This is a genomic window from Phyllobacterium sp., from assembly GCF_037994405.1.
Lineage (GTDB): Bacteria > Pseudomonadota > Alphaproteobacteria > Rhizobiales > Rhizobiaceae > Phyllobacterium.
Genome location: NZ_JBBNAN010000383.1, coordinates 1 through 17,689 on the forward strand (window position 1 = coordinate 1; position 17,689 = coordinate 17,689).

The window sequence follows — 17,689 nt, forward strand, 5'->3', positions numbered from 1 at the left end:
GAAACGTCGGCGCCATATTTGGCGGCCTTTCGTTCGACCAGGCCTGGCGAGGCGGCCCCTTCAATGTGGCAATGCAATTCAGCTTTCAAAACCATACGCAGTTTCCTAAATGAAAATAATCAAACGACGCGGCGCTTCATCGCGCAACAGGACAATAGCCTTATGTGTTTCAATCTTCTATGGTTCGCCGCAACACAAATCAGCAGGTAACATAATGAACCAGCAACGCACCGGTGCCCATGGCGGCATGGAAACATCCTTCGGTTTTCAGGATGTCGGCGATGGGGAAAAGCAGGCACGCGTCAACGACGTCTTTCATCGCGTCGCCAAGCGCTATGATGTGATGAACGACCTTATGTCAGGTGGGCTGCATCGTGTCTGGAAGGGTTCGATGATCGCCTGGCTTTCGCCCTCCCGGACGGCCAACTGGAAGGTGCTCGACGTTGCCGGCGGAACCGGCGATATCGCCTTCCGGATCATCGAGGCTTCGGGCCGCAATGCCCATGCGACCGTGCTCGATATCAACGGGTCGATGCTGGGCGTCGGCCGCGACCGAGCCGAAAAGAAGGGTCTTGCCAACAACACCGAATTTGTCGAGGCCAATGCCGAAGAACTTCCCTTAAAGGACGCAAGCTTCGACGCCTATACAATCGCTTTCGGCATCCGTAATGTGCCGCATATTGATCGCGCCCTGTCTGAGGCCTTTCGTGTGCTCAAGCCGGGTGGGCGGTTCCTCTGCCTCGAATTCTCCGAGGTTGAATTGCCTATCCTCGACAAGGTCTATGATACATGGTCGTTCAATGCCATTCCGAAAATCGGCAAGGCTGTGACCGGTGATGCGGACAGCTATCAATACCTGGTCGAGTCAATTCGCAAGTTCCCGCGTCAGGCGGACTTTGCCGAAATGATCCGCCACGCAGGCTTCGAGCGTGTGAGCTGGCGCAATTTTACCGGCGGCATCGCGGCTCTGCACTCCGGCTGGAAATTGTGACCGCTGAATGAGTAAACTTGCAGCAACATTTCGCCTGATGCGGGCTGGATGGATCATGACGCGTGAGGGTGTCATATCCGCACTGCCGGCAGAAGGTTTGAGCGGGCTTCCGGCATTTGGTCATCGCGTGGCGGGGCTTTTGGCCCGGCGCCGCGCAATGACCGCGCGCCGTTCGGAACGCATGTCGCGTGCCATCAACAAGCTCGGTCCATCCTACGTCAAGCTCGGCCAGTTCCTGGCGACGCGCCCTGACGTGGTTGGAAACGAAGTGGCGGACGACCTTGCGCTCTTGCAGGATCAGCTCGATTTCTTTCCGATGGAAGCTTCCGTCAAGGCGATCGAGGGTTCCCTGGGGCGGTCTCTTGACGATCTTTATGTAAGCTTTGACGAACCAATGGCTGCCGCCTCGATTGCGCAGGTTCACCCGGCTTTCGTCAGCAGCAATGGCGAGATCAAGAAAGTAGCCGTCAAGGTCGTGCGCCCGGGCGTACGCCAGCGCTTCAACAATGATCTTGAGAGCTTTTTCCTGGTGGCGAAATGGCAGGAGCGGTACGTGCCTGCTACCCGCCGCCTGCGCCCCATCGAAGTTACGCGCACTTTGGCGCAGACGACCCGCATCGAAATGGACATGCGGCTCGAAGCGGCCGCGCTGTCGGAAATTGGCGAAAACACCAAGGACGACCCCGGCTTTCGAATCCCGGCTGTCGATTGGGAGCGCACGGGGCGGGATGTGCTGACGCTTGAATGGATCGACGGCGTGAAAATGTCGGACATTGAAGGGTTGCGCGCTGCTGGCCACAACCTCATCAAGCTTGCCGAAACACTCATCCAGTCCTTCCTGCGTCACACGTTGCGTGACGGCTTCTTCCACGCCGACATGCACCCCGGCAATCTCTTCGTCGATTCCGATGGCCATATTGTTGCGGTGGATTTCGGCATTACCGGCCGGCTGGGCAAGAAGGAACGTCGATTCCTCGCTGAGATTCTCTACGGCTTCATCACCCGCGACTATGCGCGCGTCGCCGAAGTGCATTTCGAAGCGGGTTATGTGCCGCATCATCACGACGTATCGAGCTTTGCCCAGGCTATCCGCGCCATTGGCGAACCGATCCATGGTCAGCCGGCCGAAACCATTTCGATGGCAAAACTGCTGACGCTGCTGTTCGAGGTCACCGAACTGTTCGATATGGAGACGCGGCCAGAGCTTGTCATGCTGCAGAAGACCATGGTCGTCGTCGAGGGCGTCTCGCGCACGCTGGACCCGCATTTCAACATGTGGAAGGCTTCCGAGCCGGTCGTTGGCGGCTGGATCCGCCGCAATCTCGGGCCGCAGGGCATCCTCATCGACGCTCGCGACGGGGCAAACGCACTGCTGCACCTCGCCCGTCAGGCACCCGAACTCCTGGCGCGTGCCGATCGCTTGTCGAACGAGCTTGACCAAATGGCGGAAAACGGATTGCGTTTCGACGAACAGACCGCCAAGGCTATTGGCAAGGCCGAAGCGCGCCACACGCGCTCTGGTCGCATCGCTCTTTGGGTGATTGCACTTTGCCTTGTTGTAATCACCTACAAGCTTATCACTTGAAGAAATATCGCCATTGGTGATATCAATGATTGCAAATGCGCTGATTTCTCTTTGAAAGTGCAATCATATGGCCAGTATCACAATCCGCAATCTTGACGATGCCATCAAGGAAAAGCTGCGCCTGCGCGCTGCGGCGCATGGGCGCTCGATGGAGGAAGAGGTGCGGCTTCTGCTTGGCGAACTCGGCGGTATCACACCCTCCGAGGCTGTCGCGGCGGCGGTGAATATTCAACCCGCCACTTCCGGCTCGCTGTCCGGACGGCGCATTCTCCTGATCATCGGAGGCGGCATTGCCGCGTATAAATGTCTCGAGTTGATCCGGCGTCTGCGTGAGCGCGGCGCTAGGGTGCGCCCGGTCCTGACCAAAGCGGCGGAGGAGTTCGTTACACCGTTGGCGGTTGGTGCCATCGCGGCCGAGAAAGTCTTCACCGAGCTCTTCTCGCGTGAAGACGAGCATGATGTTGGCCACATCCGCTTGTCGCGCGAAGCCGATTTGATCGTCATCGCGCCCGGGACTGCCGACCTCATGGCGAAAATGGCCAGCGGTCTTGCCAATGACCTCGCATCAGCGGTTCTGATGGCAACGGACAAGCGCGTGCTTATTGCCCCGGCGATGAACCCGAAAATGTGGGACCATCCGGCAACCAAGCGCAACCGTGCCACGCTGGAAAAGGACGGCACCCGTTTTGTCGGCCCTAACAAGGGTGAGATGGCGGAGAGCGGCGAAAGCGGGGCAGGCCGCATGGCCGAACCGCTGGAGATCGTTGCTGCGATCGAGAAACTGCTGGATAGCAGGCCAAAGTCGTTGACCGGCAAAACCATTGTCATGACCTCCGGCCCGACCCACGAGCCGATTGATCCAGTGCGCTATATCGCCAACCGCTCGTCTGGCAAACAGGGTCACGCCATCGCTGCCGCGCTGGCGAGGCTTGGCGCCACTGTACGGCTCGTTTCCGGTCCCGTGACCATTCCTGATCCGGACGGAGTTACTGTTGTCCACGTCGAATCGGCGCGTGAAATGCGTGATGCTGTCGAACAGCTGCTGCCCGCTGACGCCGCTGTCATGGTTGCTGCGGTCGCCGATTGGCGCACGGCAAACGAGGCCGGTGAAAAGATCAAGAAGCAGCCGGGTCAAGGTGCTCCGGCGCTGCAAATGGTTGAAAATCCCGATATTCTTGCAGGCGTTGGGCATAGTCAGTTGCGGCCGCACCTCGTCGTCGGCTTTGCTGCGGAAACCCAGGATCTGCTGATCAATGCCAAGCTGAAACTCGACAAGAAAGGCGCGGACTGGATCATTGCCAATGACGTCAGCCACGAAACCGGCGTCATGGGCGGCGATCGCAATGCCGTGCGCATCGTCACCCGTTCAGGCGTGGAGGAATGGCCGGAGCTGAGCAAGGACGAGGTTGCCGAACGACTGGCCGCCAAGATCGCCTCGGCATTGCAGACGGTCGAGGTTTAAAGCTAGAGCAAATTCCGACAACCGTGAATACGGAGTATCGTCCATGATTCCCATCCTTGAAACCGATCGCCTCATCCTGCGTCCCCACAGACGCGAGGATTTTGAGGCGGTTCACGCCATTTGGCAGCATCCCGCCATCTATACGCAAATTACGGGAAAGCCATCGACCCGCGAGCAGTCCTGGGCGCGTCTGTTGCGCTATGCCGGACTGTGGCCGCTGATTGGCTATGGCTTTTGGGCAATGGAGGACAAAGCAAGCGGCAGCTTTGTCGGCGAATTGGGCTTTGCCAATTTCGAGCGCGACATCGATCCGCCATTCGGTGACGCACCTGAGATGGGCTGGGTCCTCGCGCCGGAAATCCATGGCAAGGGCTATGGCAGTGAGGCTTTGGCCAGGGTCGTCGCCTGGGGCGACAGCTACTTTGATAATGACCGCGCACTTTGCATCATCTCGCCAGAGAATGCGGCATCCTTGCGGATTGCTGAAAAGAACGGCTTCAGCAAGATCGAAAAGACGACTTATACCGGCGAACCGGTCTGGCTTCTCGAGAGGCGATTTCGACCGTAAACGGTCATTGTGATAGCCGGCAATTGCTGCCGGCCATCCGGTTCTGCGTAAGTGATCTTTTACAGATGCCGCGCGTTCATTCGGTAATAATCCGCTTATACTCTTCCTTGAGGTGGGTAAATTTGCTCCAGAATCCGCTGGTCTCATCGCCATTCAGTTGATCGATGAGGACGCCAAGATGGGTGTGCCAGCCGCTGGCAACGCTGACCATTGAATCGGAGTTGGCAAGCCGCGTATGGGTCACCCTCAATAGGGTATCACTTCCCGACGCTGCAAGTTCGAACGTTACTTCCGAAGGTTCACCTGCTGTCTCAGGCCAGGTGAAACTGAGCAACGTCGGTGGTTCATAGCGGGTTATCTTGCCCTTGTTCGTGTGGCCTTCAAGCTTCTGGTAGTCCGCCGGTGCCGGCTCGCTTGACAGTTCCGAGTGATGGAAGGTCAACTCGACATTGCCGCCGACATAATTGGCCATTGGACCCCGAGCCAGCCATTTCTGCCGCTTGTCCGATTCCGTCAGATACCTCCAGACCCGTTCAACGGGCCCCGGAAGAATGCGTTCGATGCGAACCGTGCGAGGCGATATGACCACGCCGAGACGATCATTTCCAACATGCTCGTTCATTTCGTTCTCCTTGGCTTGTTCTCGGGTTTTGGCAGCAATTCAGCCGCCTGAGCAGCGGCGCGATCTTCATCGCGCAGGATCTCCTCAAGATCATCCAGACGCGAGGTCCAGAACCGTTCGTAGGTGCGCAGCCATTCCTGTGCCTCGGCGAGCCGAGCTGCTTCAAGTTGGCACATATGCGTCCTTCCCTGGACGTGCCTGCGAACCAATCCGGCACTTTCCAGCACCTTGATGTGTTTCGACGCGCCGGCCAGCGACATGTTGAAGGGTGTCGCGAGATCGCTGACTGAATGCTCGCCTTCCGTAAGCCGGCGCAGCATTGCCCTTCGCGTCGGATCGGACAGGGCGTGAAACACGGCATCGAGGTGATGTGTCTGAAACTCAACCATGTGGTTTAATATCATTGCAACTATAATTAGTCAACCATTTGGTTGAATAATATCGTAGCAAATAAATCTTGAGGTCGTACTGACTCTAGAGCACCAGAAAACCCTGACCGAGCGGGTCGTCGTCTTCAACGATAAATTCCGCCTTGCCGCTGTAATAGGCATGGCCGGAAACACGGGCAGTAATGGCATCGAAATCGCCGGCCTTGGTCTCGGACGCAACGAAGCCGGCGAACCGGGACCCGACAATACTTTCGAAAATCCGCGCATTGCCTTCGCGGATCTGGCCCTTGGCGTGCATCGCCGCAAGGCGTGCCGTTATGCCTGAACCCGTGGGAGAGCGGTCAAGTTGCGCATCAGCGAAGATACAGACGTTTTTCGTTGGGCCCTCATTCCAGGCATCTGCGCCATCCGTCAGGATCGAGCCGTAGAGGAAGGCCAAATCCTTGTGGTCGGGATGGTCGAGCGGCACTGCCTCTTTAACGGCCTCCGTCAAGATGGTCGCCGCTTCGATGAATCTTCGGGCCGGATCACGGCCAAACTCGAGCCCGAATTGGTGACAATCCGCGAGTGCATAGAATGCGCCGCCATAGGCCACATCGAAGGTAACTTTGCCAAAGTCGGGCAAATCGATGCTCTGATCGCGTTCAAACAGAAAGGCCGGGACGCTTTCAAACGAAACACCTCCGGATTTGCCGTCCCGAACTGCGACGGAAGCGACCACCATACCGCAGGGACATTCGATGTGGACCGTCGTCACCGGCTCGACCTTGGGAACGATGCCGTAATCGACAGCGTAGCGGCCAAGTGCAATGATGGCGTGGCCGCACATGGTGGAATAGCCTTCATTGTGCATGAACAGCACCGCGAGATCGGCACCGGGAAGGTTCGGCTCCACCAGCAAGGCGCCGTACATGTCGAAGTGTCCGCGCGGTTCAAAGATCAGGATCTTGCGCAGGTAATCCAGCCTGTCGCGCACATAGGCACGCTTTTCGAGGATTGTGCCCTTTGGCAATTCGGGGTAGCCGCTGGTGATGATGCGCAGCGGCTCACCGCCCGTGTGCATGTCGATGACCTTCAGCGGTGCATCCATCAGGCAATCTCCAATAAGGCAGGCAATTTGCGCATATCGTCAAAGAGAATGCCGCCCGCTGCAGTCAATCCTTCTCGATCCGCATGCTCATCGCCGCAATAGGAGAAGACGCGCATGCCGGCAGCGGTGCCCGCCGTAGTTCCAGCGACACTGTCCTCGATAACCACAGCCTGTGAGGGCTCGTAGCCCATCTCCTTCGCTGCATGCAAAAACAGATCGGGAAAAGGCTTTCCGCGAGCGACCATGGAGGCGCTATAGAGCACATCCTGGAAATGCCCGATAAGGCCTGTCTTGCCGAGTGTGATGTGCATCTTTTCGATATGTGCTGATGAAGCCACACAATAGGGAAGTGCGGCCTCTTTCACCGCCGAAATGACATTCTCGATGTAGGGGATGGCCTCGACACCATTTTCAAAAATGATTGGAATAGCCTGATACCAACGGTCGACGAAATCCTCACCGAGTAAATAGCCTTCCGCTTCGACCTTCTCTTTGACCGCCCGCATTGGCATGCCGCAGAGATTCTTGCGAGCCTGATCGAAGGTAATTGGATAGCCGGATGCGGCGAGCATTTTTACAAGGTGCTGATTGGCAAGCGTTTCAGTATCGACCAGGACCCCGTCACAGTCGAAAATCACCAGTTCGGGGCGAGCCATTCTTCAAATATCCTTGTCCATGCCCTGCGAGAACAGTTGTTGCAGGTCGCCAAAAGAAACGCCTGTCTTGGTAAATTCGAACGTCCCCTTGTCCAGAACCTCACGTGCTGCGTCGCGAACGGCGGTAAAGGCAGCGGTCGTCAAGCGCGGACCAAGCGAAATGCGGCGGACACCGATCGAAGCCAGTTCGCTTACGGTGAGCGATGCAGGTGCCAGCACACTTACCGGCTTTGAAACTGATGCACAAATCGTCTTGATACGCTCAAGGTCGGAAATGCCGGGCGCAAACAGCACATCGGCGCCGGCTTTCTCAAAGGCCTGCAAGCGCTTGATCGTGTCATCGAAGTCAGTCTTGCCGTGGAGAAAATTTTCGGTTCGGGCTGTAAAGACAAATTCGCTTTTGAGGGCGCGCGCCGCTTCGGCCGCGGCGGCAACACGTTCAACTGCGAGCGAAAAATCATAGATCGGGTTATCCGGATCGCCGGAAAAGTCCTCGATCGAACAGCCGGCAAGACCAGCAGCTTCAGCGGCGAATATCGTCTCCGCGGCACTGTCGGCGCTATCGCCCTTGCCCTTCTCCAGGTCGCCGGAAATGGGCAGATCCGTTGCCGCTACCAGATCGCGGCAATGTTGCATCATCAGATCAAACGTAATTGCCCCATCAGGCAACCCGCGTGAGAACGCAAAGCCGGCGCTGCTGGTGGCGAGCGCCTTGAAGCCCAGCGAGGCTAGAAATTTTGCCGTCCCGGGGTCCCAAGGATTGGGCATGAGAAAAATCTCGGGTCTCTCATGCAGCTGACGGAAAACCCTGCCCTTATCCATGATACTCTCCCTGTCGGAATTCTAAGATGTCCCTGTTGACCCGAAACCCCCGACGCCGCGAGCTGTGTCACTGGCATGTTGCCGCTCTTCGATAGCGAGCTGGACAACCGGTGCCAGAACGACCTGCGCGATACGCATGCCGCGTTCCACGTAGAAGTCGTCGTCGCCAAGGTTGATCAGGATTACTTTTACCTCACCACGATAGTCGGAATCAATCGTTCCCGGTGTATTGAGACAGGTAATTCCGTTCTTGAGCGCAAGGCCTGAGCGCGGCCGGATCTGCGCCTCGAAACCCTTGGGGATTTCGAAGACCAAACCAGTCGGCACCAGGGCCCTGCGGCCGGGGAGAAGCAGCAGGGGCCGGTCTTCGGGCACAGCAGCGCGAAGGTCCATGCCGGCCGAACCGGACGTTTCGTAGGAGGGCAATTCGAGTCCTTCGCCATGGGGCAAGCGGACAAGACCCAGAGCTGGGTTTTTCGGATGAGCAGAATCGGTTTCTTGAGACATGAAAAGACCTTTTTCACCAGTCGGCGCGCACCGTCAACTCACAAGATTAAGGTGCATCCATTCTTTGCACACAATCTCCTTCTAACAGGCTACCCCATCCGGGCGATTCCCAAGAATGAAATCACACGGTATTGTCAGTCTATATGAGATCAAATCCAGGTGATTCATGTGTCGTTGGGCAGCCTATCTCGGACCGCAGCTTTATCTTGAAGATGTTATTGCCTCCCCCTGTCATTCCCTGATCGCCCAAAGCCATGATGCGCATGAGGCCAAGACCCGCACCAATGGCGATGGCTTTGGCGTCGCCTGGTATGGCGAAAGGGATGAGCCGGGCCTTTATCGCGATATACTGCCGGCCTGGTCCGACCAGAACCTGAAGAGCCTGTCGCGGCAGATACGCTCGCACCTCTTTCTCGCCCATGTGCGCGCTTCGACCGGCGGGGCCACCAGCCGCATGAATTGTCATCCCTTCGTCTCCGGCAAATGGAGCTTCATGCACAACGGCCAGATCGGTCATTTCGACCGTTTGCGGCGGGGGCTGGAAGCACGTCTTGACGATGCGCTCTATGCGCAAAAGCTCGGCTCGACCGATTCCGAACTGATTTTTCTATTGATGCTGCAAAACGGTCTTGACGATGATCCGGCTGAGGCGCTGGTCCGAACCGTCAATGATATCGTTGCGGAGGCCGAGCGTGCCGGCGTGCTTGCCTTCATCCGGCTCACCGCTGCATTTTCGGACGGGGAACATCTCTACGCGGTCCGCTATGCCACCGATCGTTTTGCGCCGTCGCTCTACACGGCGAGCCTTGCGGCAGGCGCCGGGCTGTGTGTGGTCTCGGAACCCCTCGACGGCGAAGCGGGGAACTGGATGCCAGTGCCGCCCAACAGCTTCGTGACAGTCAAAAACACCAAACGCATCGCCATCGAACCTTTCATGGCCGAAGAAAAATCCGGGCAGGTCGTCGAAACTGCCTGATCTGCCATTCAGAATTGGCAGTCGACGGCAAGGGCTGCGGCTGATAGAAGGCGCGCAACCTTTACCTTATCGAGTTTGAGCCTTCTCCATGTCATCTGCCGATCATCCCGTCACCAAGCGCCGTACCTTTGCGATCATCGCGCATCCCGACGCCGGTAAAACCACCCTGACCGAAAAGCTGCTGCTGTTCGGCGGAGCAATCCAGCTTGCCGGTGAGGTCAAGGCCAAGAAGGACCGCATTCAGACCCGGTCCGACTGGATGAACATCGAGCGCGATCGCGGCATCTCCGTCGTCACCTCGGTGATGACCTTCGAGTACAAGGACTGCATTTTCAACCTGCTCGATACGCCCGGCCACGAAGACTTTGCCGACGATACCTATCGCACGCTGACCGCCGTCGACAGCGCGGTCATGGTCATCGATGCTGCCAAGGGCATCGAGGCGCGCACGCTCAAGCTCTTCGAAGTCTGCCGCATGCGTGACATCCCCATCGTCACATTCGTCAATAAGATGGACCGGGAAAGCCGCGATCCCTACGAGATTCTCGACGAGATCGAACAGAAGCTGGCGCTGGATACCGCACCGATCACCTGGCCGATCGGCCGTGGCAAGAGCTTTGCCGGGACCTATAATCTGCAGAACAATACGGTGCGCCGCCGCGACGAGGAAGCGGTTCCAACGCCGGTCAACGGGCCTGAAGCCTCGGGCGCCTCCGGCCTCCTGCCTGAGAACGAGCGCCAGGCATGGACCGATGAGGTGACCCTGGCGCGCGATGCCTGCAATCCGTTCGATCTGCAGGCTTTCCGTGAAGGCCATCTAACGCCGGTCTATTTCGGCTCGGCACTGCGCAACTACGGCGTACGCGATCTGATCGAAGCCTTCTGCGACTTTGGCCCGAGCCCGCGCGCCCAGGATGCCGACACACGCAAGGTCGAGGCGGTTGAAGACAAGATGACCGGCTTCGTCTTCAAGATTCAGGCCAACATGGATCCGAACCATCGCGACCGCATCGCCTTCCTGCGCGTCTGCTCGGGCAAACTATCGCGCGGCATGAAAGCCAAGCTCGTGCGTACCGGCAAGCCGATGAGTCTGTCGGCGCCGCAATTCTTCTTCGCGCGCAGCCGCCAGATTGCCGACGAGGCGTGGGCAGGCGATGTTGTTGGCATCCCCAACCACGGCACCTTGCGCATCGGCGATACGTTGACGGAGGGCGAAGACCTCCTTTTTCGCGGCGTCCCGAACTTCGCGCCGGAGATCCTCCGCCGCGTGCGTCTCGACGACGCGATGAAGGCGAAGAAGCTGCGCGAGGCCCTGCAGCAGATGGCGGAAGAGGGCGTGGTCCAGCTCTTCCTGCCGGATGATGGCTCGCCCGCCATTGTCGGCGTCGTTGGCGCGCTGCAGATCGACGTTCTGACTGAGCGGTTGAAAGTGGAATACACCCTGCCGGTGGGTTTTGAACCGGCACGCTTCACCATTGCCCGCTGGATTTCAGCCGATGATCCAGCGGAATTGCTGCGTTTCATCAATGCACATCGCGCCGACATCGCCCACGACCTCGACAATGATCCGGTGTTCCTGGCGCAGAATTCCTTCTCGCTGTCCTACGAGGCAGAGCGCTGGAAGGCGATCCGCTTCGCCGCGATCAAGGATTACCAGGTGCGCGAAAAGGCAGCTTGAGCGCCCTCTAGCTCCGCAATTCCCGCCGCAATATCTTGCCGACATTGCTCTTCGGCAATTCGTCGCGGAACTCGACGGAGCGTGGGCGTTTGTAGTTGGTCAATCGCTCGGCGCAGAAGGCTTTCACAGCGTCTTCGGTCAGCGCCGGGTCTTTGCGCACGACGAAAAGCTTGACCGTTTCTCCGGAATGCTCATTGGGAATTCCGATGGCAGCCGCCTCGCGAATGCCGGGATGCTCCATCGCCACTTCCTCGATTTCGTTCGGATAAACGTTGAAGCCTGAAACGAGGATCATGTCCTTCTTCCGATCGACGATCTTGGTATAGCCGCGCTCGTCCATGTAGCCCATGTCGCCGGAACGGAAGAAGCCATCGGCTGTCATCACCTTTGCAGTCTCATCCGGGCGGTTCCAGTAGCCCGCCATGACCTGCGGCCCGCGAATGCAGATCTCACCAACCTCCATCAGCGGAAGTTCCTTGCCATCATCGTCGCGGATCGAGAAATCCGTCGAAGGCAGCGGCAGTCCGATGGTTCCGGAGAATTCCATGGCATCCAGCCGGTTTGCCGATGCAACGGGCGATGTTTCCGAGAGGCCGTATCCTTCTGTAATCAGGCAGCCTGTCACATCCTTCCAGCGATCGGCCACAGGCTTCTGCACCGCCATGCCGCCGCCAAGTGACAGGATCAATTCCTTGAAGTCGAGCTTGCGAAAATCCTCATTGTTGATTAGGCCGTTGAACAGCGTATTCAGGCCCGGGAAGATATGCATCTTGTGCTTTTGCAGTTCCTTCACGAAGCCTGGTATATCGCGCGGGTTTGGAATGAGGACATTCAGCGCCCCCTGTTCCATGCCCATCATCGCGTTCACCGTCAGCGCGAAGATATGATAGAGCGGCAACGCACAGATGAAGGTAAGGTCTTTTGGGCGCCCCTTGATGCGGTAGGCCACATCGCACCATACGCGCATCTGCGCCACATTGGAGACGATGTTGCTATGGGTCAGGATTGCGCCTTTGGAGATGCCGGTCGTGCCGCCGGTATATTGCAGGAAGGCAATGTCCGCGCCGGTCACCTCGACGTTCTTGAGGCTTTGAGCAGCGCCCTTGACCAGTGCCGTCTTGAATTGGATGTGACCCGGCAAGGACCAGGCGGGTACCATCTTCTTGACGCGCCGCACGACGAGATTCACCAGATGGCCCTTGAGGCCCATCATGTCGCCCATTGCCGCCACAATCACGTGTTGCACAGGCGTCTTGGTGATTACTTTCTGCAGCGTCGCCGCAAAGTTTTCGAGAATGATGATGGCTTTTGCACCGCTGTCCTTCAGCTGGTGTTCAAGCTCGCGCGGCGTATAGAGCGGGTTGATGTTGACGACCGTGAGACCGGCGCGAAGGATGGCGGCAATGGCGATTGGATATTGCAGCACATTCGGCATCATCACAGCCACACGGTCGCCTTTTGTCAGCCCTCGTGACTGGAACCATGCGGCAATCGAACGGGAATGACGATCGAGCTCGGCATAAGTGATACTCTTGCCCATGCACATGAAGGCAGGCCGTTCGCCATAGTCCCTGAACGCCCTCGCGAAGAAGTCGCCGAGCGACTCGTATTGCAAGGACGCGATCTCGGCAGGCACGCCATCTGGATAGGAATCCACCCAAAACCGTGCTGACACCTTGCTCTTCGACGAGGAATCTGCAGATCCAGTGTTTGCCTTGGAAGCCGGCTTTGCTTTGGCGGGCGCCTTGGGCGCAGGCTTTTCCACTATCTTCGGGGCAGTCAGCGATTTTGCAGTTTCGCCGGCCTTCTTGGCGGACGCAGTCCGCGCCGTCTTTGGTTTCGCAGCTGCTTTCACCGAGCCATTGGCTTCGGCCTTCTTGACATTACCGGCCGGTTTTTTTGAGGCGGGCGCTGCGGTCTTTGCCACCTTGCCGACAGCCGCTTGCGCATTCGTAGTCTTTTGCGCTTTTACCGGTATTGTCTCTTTCGCCACATTAACCTCCCAGTTATTTTTTCTTCAGCCCCAGCGTGCGGTTCTCCTGCCGCACCCCATGCTACTCAACAATCCTATCTATTGCGAGAGGTGCGGAGCACGCAAGTATTTACATTAACGTAAACGTAAAAATTATTGCGCCGTTGTTTTTCCCGAACGCACGCAATTCATCCATTCGGCATTATCCGGGCACAAAGTTGCCAAGGTTCGCCTCGACAAAGCACCCGCACTTCCTTCATCCTGTTCACTTGTCGAAACTGGATTCACCGTGGAAATAATAACCGTTGTCCTGCTGATGCTCCTGGCCGTGGTGGTCAGTGACTCCATCATTCGCATGCTGCCCCTGCCGGTGCCGCTGCCTTTGGTGCAAATCGGGCTCGGCGCGGTGATTGCGTCTCTGACCAGCATCCGCATGGAGCTCGATCCCGATATCTTCTTTCTGCTGTTCCTGCCGCCACTATTGTTCCTCGACGGCTGGCGCATCCCAAAGGAGGGGCTGTTTCGCGACAAGGGCATCATCCTTGAGATGGCGTTGGGACTTGTCATCTTCACTGTGCTTGGCCTCGGCTTTTTCGTTCACTGGATGATTCCGTCCGTTCCGCTCCCTGTCGCCTTTGCACTGGCCGCCATCGTCTCTCCGACCGATCCCGTGGCTGTCTCAGCCATAGCGGCCCGCGTGCCGATCCCCTCGCGCATGATGCATATTCTCGAGGGGGAATCGCTGCTGAACGATGCGTCCGGTCTCGTCTGCATGCGCTTTGCCGTCGCGGCGATGCTGACCGGTTCATTTTCGTTGTCTGAAGCTTTCTTCACCTTTCTCTGGCTTGCCTTCGTGGGCATCGCCATCGGCGTTGGTGTTACCATTGGCGTCACCCGGGGCAAAGCGTTCCTGACCCGGCATCTGGGTGAGGAGAGCGGGTCGCAGATTCTTATCAGCCTGCTCATCCCCTTCGGCGCCTATCTCCTTGCCGAGCACGTCCATGCATCCGGCATTCTCGCTGCCGTCGCCGCCGGTATTACCATGAGCTACGCCGAAATCACCGCCCAGTCGCTGGCGTTGACAAGGGTGCGGCGTACGGCCGTCTGGGACACGGCGCAATTCGCTGCCAACGGTGCGATCTTCGTGCTTTTGGGGGAACAGCTTCCCGGTATATTCTCTGGAGCGGTCGAGAACGTCCAGCACGGTGATAACTCAAGTCCATGGTGGCTGGCCGTCTACGTCGTGGTTATATACGCGGCATTGGCCGCACTCCGCTTCCTGTGGGTCTGGGCGTCATGGCGCATTGCCCTGTCGCGCCCCTCTGACCGCAGGCAGGCCGTCGTGCGCCCGAGCTGGCAGCTGGTCGCCACCATGTCGTTTGCCGGCGTGCGCGGCGCCATTACCCTTGCTGGTATCTTGACACTGCCCCTCTTTCTGAATGACGGAAGTCTTTTCCCTGCCCGCGATCTGGTCATTTTCCTGGCAACGGGCGTCATTATCCTGTCGCTCATCATGGCAAGCGTCTGTCTTCCCCGGCTGCTCAGGACTATCGACCTGCCGGTTGAAGATTCCAACCAGAAAGAGGAGGATTATGCGCGTATTGCGGCGGCGGAGGCCGCCATCATGGCGGTCGAGCGGGCCCAGCACAATCTCGCTGCCGGACGGGCTGACGCCGACATCTACGCTGATGTGGCCGCGCAGATTATGGAGCTTTACCGCAAGCGCATCGACGGGCGTATGCACCTCGGCGAGGAACGCGAACAGACGGCGCGAAGCGAGGAGATTGGAAAGCTTCTGCATATCACTGCGCTGAAGGCCGAGCGGCAGGAAATCTACCGCTTGGTTCGGGCAAGGCGGCTTGAAAGCACGATGGCTACAAAGATGGTCCGTGATATCGACCTGCTTGAAGCCAGATACGGGTAGGTTCTCCCGCAAGGGGAGCGATAATCGGCATCGGACGTCAGTGCATTAGACCTACCTATTTATATCGGTGCATCTCGCTCAGCCCTGATCTTCCAGCACGAGCTGTGCTCCCTTCGCTCCCACCATCATTGCGGCGGCATTGGTATTGCCGGAAATGATGTTCGGGAACACCGAGCAATCGATGACACGCAGGCCGTTTATGCCATGAACCCGAAGCCGCGGATCGACCACCGATTGCGATGGGTCTGGTCCCATGCGGCAAGTGGAAACCGGATGATATACGGTGCCGCTGCGCCTTCTGAAATCCGCGACCAGTTCCTCATCGCTTTGGCAGGCTGGACCTGGCAGCAATTCCTCGACGATCAGCTTGGACATAGTGGGCGTCGCGGCAATCCTGCGCAGGAATTTCACTGCGTCGAGCATCTCGGCAACGTCATGGTCGGTCGAAAACGCATTGGGCACGATCAGCGGCTGCTCAAGTGGATTGCCGGAGCGAATATGGATCGAGCCCGTGCTGGTCGGGCGACAATTGGAAAGCCCGATGGAGAAGCCCGGCCAGGGATCGGGTGTGAGGATCGGTCGCTCACCCGCTTTAGGGACGACTGTGGAGAACGCCTGGAAATAGAGCTGCATGTTGGCGCGTTTGCGGGATGGATCGGTGCGGAAGAAGCCCCCGCCCTGGTTCATGCTGATCGAGAGCGGTCCAGTCCGCAAAAGGAGATATTCGATGCCGGCGAGAGCCTTGCCCCACCAGGGTCGCAGTACCTGGTTGAGCGAAGGCACATTGGCCCGGTAGGTGTAATTGATGCCGAGATGATCCTGCAGGTTCTCACCGACCTGCGCATTGTTGTGCACCAGGGGAATACCAAGCTCGCGCAGACGCATCCCATCGCCGATACCCGACAGTTCAAGCAGTTGTGGCGTGTTGACAGATCCGCCACACAAAACGACTTCGCGACCTGCCTTCACCGTGTCGCGCTTCCCGTTGCGAGTGAATTCGACGCCCGTGGCGCGGTTCCCGTCGAAAACGATGCGTGTCACCATCGCCTGCGTGATAACGGTCACATTCGGCCGCTTCATTGCCGGCCGCAAGAAAGCCCGCGCTGCGGACATGCGCCGTCCGCCCTTGGTCGTCAGCTGGAATGCGCCAACGCCCTCCTGTGTCGTTCCGTTGAAATCGGGATTATAGGCGAGCCCGGCTTCCTGGGCAGCCGTAATGAGTTTGTTGGCCAAGGGGTGGAACAGTTTGGAGCAATCGGCGACATGCAGAGGTCCGCCGCGGCCAAGACTGCCGGCCGTTCCATCATGATCCTCAAGCGAACGAAAAATCGGCAAAAGGTCAGAAGCGCCCCAGCCGCAGTTGCCCCTGTCACGCCATTCATCGAAATCTTCGAAGGCCCCGCGAACATAGACCATGGCGTTGATCGAACTCGACCCGCCAAGTACTTTACCGCGGGGCCAGTAATCTGCATTGCCGCCAAGGCCGGGATCGGGTTCGGCGCGGTACATCCAGTTGACGGATTTGTCATAAAACGTCTTGCCATAGCCAAGCGGCATGGCGATGAAAAACCGCCGGTCCGAGCCGCCTGCTTCCAATACCAGTACCGAATATCGGCCGTTGGCCGATAGACGCTCCGCCACGACTGATCCAGCTGATCCTGATCCGACAATGATGAAATCAAAGGAACGCATGAATACCTTGTCCGAACGCAAAATTGCGTAGGGGCAGGATATCCGGCTTAGGCACCGCAAACCCAAACGGCTTTCCGCCATGGCTTATGGAAATTGCGACAGGGCAGGGGAATTTGCTCTAAGTTCCGCTGATGGCCTGGTTGAGATTTTCAAAGAACTGCGTGGCGAGCTTCTTTGATGTCGACAAGATCAGGCGGCTGCCGAGTTGCGCGATCTTGCCGCCGACATCAGCATTCACCACATAGGCCAGCACTGTTTCGGCGCCCTCTTGGGTCAGGGTCACATCGGCACCGCCCTTGGCGAAGCCGGCGATGCCGCCTTTGCCTTCGCCGGAAATTGTATAAGACGAGGGCGGGTTGAGATTGGTCAGTTCAACCTTGCCGTTGAAGCGCGCCTTGACCGGTCCGATCTTGACGCCGACTGTAGCTTCGAGTTCCGTGTCGGAAATTTTTTCAAGGCTTTCGCAACCTGGGATGCAGGCTTTCAATATTTCCGGGTCATTCAAGGCTTTCCAGACAGCGTCGCGCGATGCGGCAATACGTTCTTCTCCCGTCAAATCCATGCTGAGACCCTCCCTGGCTTCGGGAAGGTTAGAATAATATTCGGACAAATAGAAGCGTTTCCGCGCCGCAGTTCCGCCCGTATTTGCAGTGCACCCTTACCGTATTATGGAAAGCATAGAGATTCTTTCTTCGATCAATTGAACTGAAACCGTTCCGGTGGCAGTTTGCCCACGATCAAGCGTGACTTCAGGA

16 protein-coding genes and 1 pseudogene are annotated in these 17,689 nt (G+C 57.9%); 7 read left to right on the top strand and 10 right to left on the bottom strand.

Annotated features, from left to right (window positions below):
• Positions 1 to 95: pseudogene (locus tag AAAC48_RS21275) on the bottom strand (adenosine deaminase); the annotation flags it as partial.
• 119 nt (positions 96 to 214) lie between these two features.
• On the opposite strand from AAAC48_RS21275, the gene ubiE reads away from it, so the two are divergent.
• From ubiE to AAAC48_RS21295, 4 genes are all read left to right on the top strand, one after another.
• The gene (gene ubiE / locus AAAC48_RS21280) at positions 215 to 991 is read left to right on the top strand and encodes a bifunctional demethylmenaquinone methyltransferase/2-methoxy-6-polyprenyl-1,4-benzoquinol methylase UbiE (RefSeq protein WP_340656101.1); all 777 of its coding nucleotides are present in this window, start codon (positions 215 to 217) and stop codon (positions 989 to 991) included.
• Positions 992 to 998: 7 nt separating this feature from the next.
• Positions 999 to 2,576 carry a 2-polyprenylphenol 6-hydroxylase gene (gene ubiB, locus AAAC48_RS21285; protein WP_340656102.1) on the top strand — a complete coding sequence of 526 codons (1,578 nt, stop codon included), beginning with the start codon at positions 999 to 1,001 and terminating at the stop codon, positions 2,574 to 2,576.
• A 67-nt stretch (positions 2,577 to 2,643) separates the two neighbouring features.
• Complete coding sequence (gene coaBC, locus AAAC48_RS21290; protein ID WP_340656103.1) at positions 2,644 to 4,038, top strand: bifunctional phosphopantothenoylcysteine decarboxylase/phosphopantothenate--cysteine ligase CoaBC; 1,395 nt, start codon at positions 2,644 to 2,646, stop codon at positions 4,036 to 4,038.
• Between the two features lie 43 nt (positions 4,039 to 4,081).
• Complete coding sequence (locus AAAC48_RS21295) at positions 4,082 to 4,606, top strand: GNAT family N-acetyltransferase (RefSeq protein WP_340656104.1); 525 nt, start codon at positions 4,082 to 4,084, stop codon at positions 4,604 to 4,606.
• 76 nt (positions 4,607 to 4,682) lie between these two features.
• On the opposite strand, the gene AAAC48_RS21300 is transcribed toward AAAC48_RS21295, so the two are convergent.
• The 6 genes from AAAC48_RS21300 to dut all read right to left on the bottom strand — a co-directional run bounded on the left by AAAC48_RS21300 (position 4,683) and on the right by dut (position 8,692).
• Entirely contained in the window at positions 4,683 to 5,228 is a 546-nt protein-coding gene (locus tag AAAC48_RS21300; protein WP_340656105.1) for an SRPBCC family protein, read from the bottom strand.
• The gene (locus tag AAAC48_RS21305) at positions 5,225 to 5,617 is read right to left on the bottom strand and encodes a metalloregulator ArsR/SmtB family transcription factor (protein ID WP_340656106.1); all 393 of its coding nucleotides are present in this window, start codon (positions 5,615 to 5,617) and stop codon (positions 5,225 to 5,227) included. Before AAAC48_RS21305 ends, AAAC48_RS21300 begins: the two co-directional genes overlap by 4 nt.
• Positions 5,618 to 5,702: 85 nt before the next feature.
• The gene (locus AAAC48_RS21310) at positions 5,703 to 6,707 is read right to left on the bottom strand and encodes a proline racemase family protein (protein WP_340656107.1); all 1,005 of its coding nucleotides are present in this window, start codon (positions 6,705 to 6,707) and stop codon (positions 5,703 to 5,705) included.
• The gene (locus AAAC48_RS21315; protein WP_340656108.1) at positions 6,707 to 7,363 is read right to left on the bottom strand and encodes an HAD family phosphatase; all 657 of its coding nucleotides are present in this window, start codon (positions 7,361 to 7,363) and stop codon (positions 6,707 to 6,709) included. The genes AAAC48_RS21310 and AAAC48_RS21315 overlap by 1 nt, the downstream gene beginning before the upstream one ends.
• 3 nt (positions 7,364 to 7,366) lie before the next feature.
• Positions 7,367 to 8,185 carry an isocitrate lyase/phosphoenolpyruvate mutase family protein gene (locus AAAC48_RS21320; RefSeq protein WP_340656109.1) on the bottom strand — a complete coding sequence of 273 codons (819 nt, stop codon included), beginning with the start codon at positions 8,183 to 8,185 and terminating at the stop codon, positions 7,367 to 7,369.
• A 21-nt stretch (positions 8,186 to 8,206) separates the two neighbouring features.
• Positions 8,207 to 8,692, bottom strand: a complete 486-nt coding sequence (gene dut, locus AAAC48_RS21325; RefSeq protein WP_340656110.1) for a dUTP diphosphatase — start codon at positions 8,690 to 8,692, stop codon at positions 8,207 to 8,209.
• 166 nt (positions 8,693 to 8,858) lie between these two features.
• Here dut and AAAC48_RS21330 point away from each other — a divergent pair, with 166 nt between their 5' ends.
• Together AAAC48_RS21330 and AAAC48_RS21335 are read left to right on the top strand one after the other, a co-directional pair.
• A complete protein-coding gene (locus tag AAAC48_RS21330) occupies positions 8,859 to 9,668 on the top strand; it encodes a class II glutamine amidotransferase (protein WP_340656111.1) in 810 nt (269 codons plus the stop codon).
• 88 nt (positions 9,669 to 9,756) lie between these two features.
• Positions 9,757 to 11,346: a peptide chain release factor 3 gene (locus AAAC48_RS21335; protein WP_340656112.1), complete on the top strand. Its 1,590-nt coding sequence runs from the start codon at positions 9,757 to 9,759 to the stop codon at positions 11,344 to 11,346.
• Positions 11,347 to 11,353: 7 nt separating this feature from the next.
• Here the strand turns inward: AAAC48_RS21335 and AAAC48_RS21340 are convergent, their stop codons facing one another.
• Positions 11,354 to 13,201, bottom strand: a complete 1,848-nt coding sequence (locus AAAC48_RS21340; protein ID WP_340656127.1) for a long-chain fatty acid--CoA ligase — start codon at positions 13,199 to 13,201, stop codon at positions 11,354 to 11,356.
• Positions 13,202 to 13,607: 406 nt separating this feature from the next.
• Here AAAC48_RS21340 and AAAC48_RS21345 point away from each other — a divergent pair, with 406 nt between their 5' ends.
• Positions 13,608 to 15,242 (top strand): Na+/H+ antiporter, encoded by a 1,635-nt coding sequence (locus tag AAAC48_RS21345; protein WP_340656113.1) that lies wholly within the window; start codon positions 13,608 to 13,610, stop codon positions 15,240 to 15,242.
• Between the two features lie 78 nt (positions 15,243 to 15,320).
• On the opposite strand, the gene AAAC48_RS21350 is transcribed toward AAAC48_RS21345, so the two are convergent.
• Positions 15,321 to 16,934: an FAD-dependent oxidoreductase gene (locus AAAC48_RS21350; RefSeq protein WP_340656114.1), complete on the bottom strand. Its 1,614-nt coding sequence runs from the start codon at positions 16,932 to 16,934 to the stop codon at positions 15,321 to 15,323.
• Between the two features lie 118 nt (positions 16,935 to 17,052).
• Complete coding sequence (locus tag AAAC48_RS21355) at positions 17,053 to 17,496, bottom strand: carbon monoxide dehydrogenase subunit G (protein ID WP_340656115.1); 444 nt, start codon at positions 17,494 to 17,496, stop codon at positions 17,053 to 17,055.
• Positions 17,497 to 17,689 lie beyond the last annotated feature (193 nt).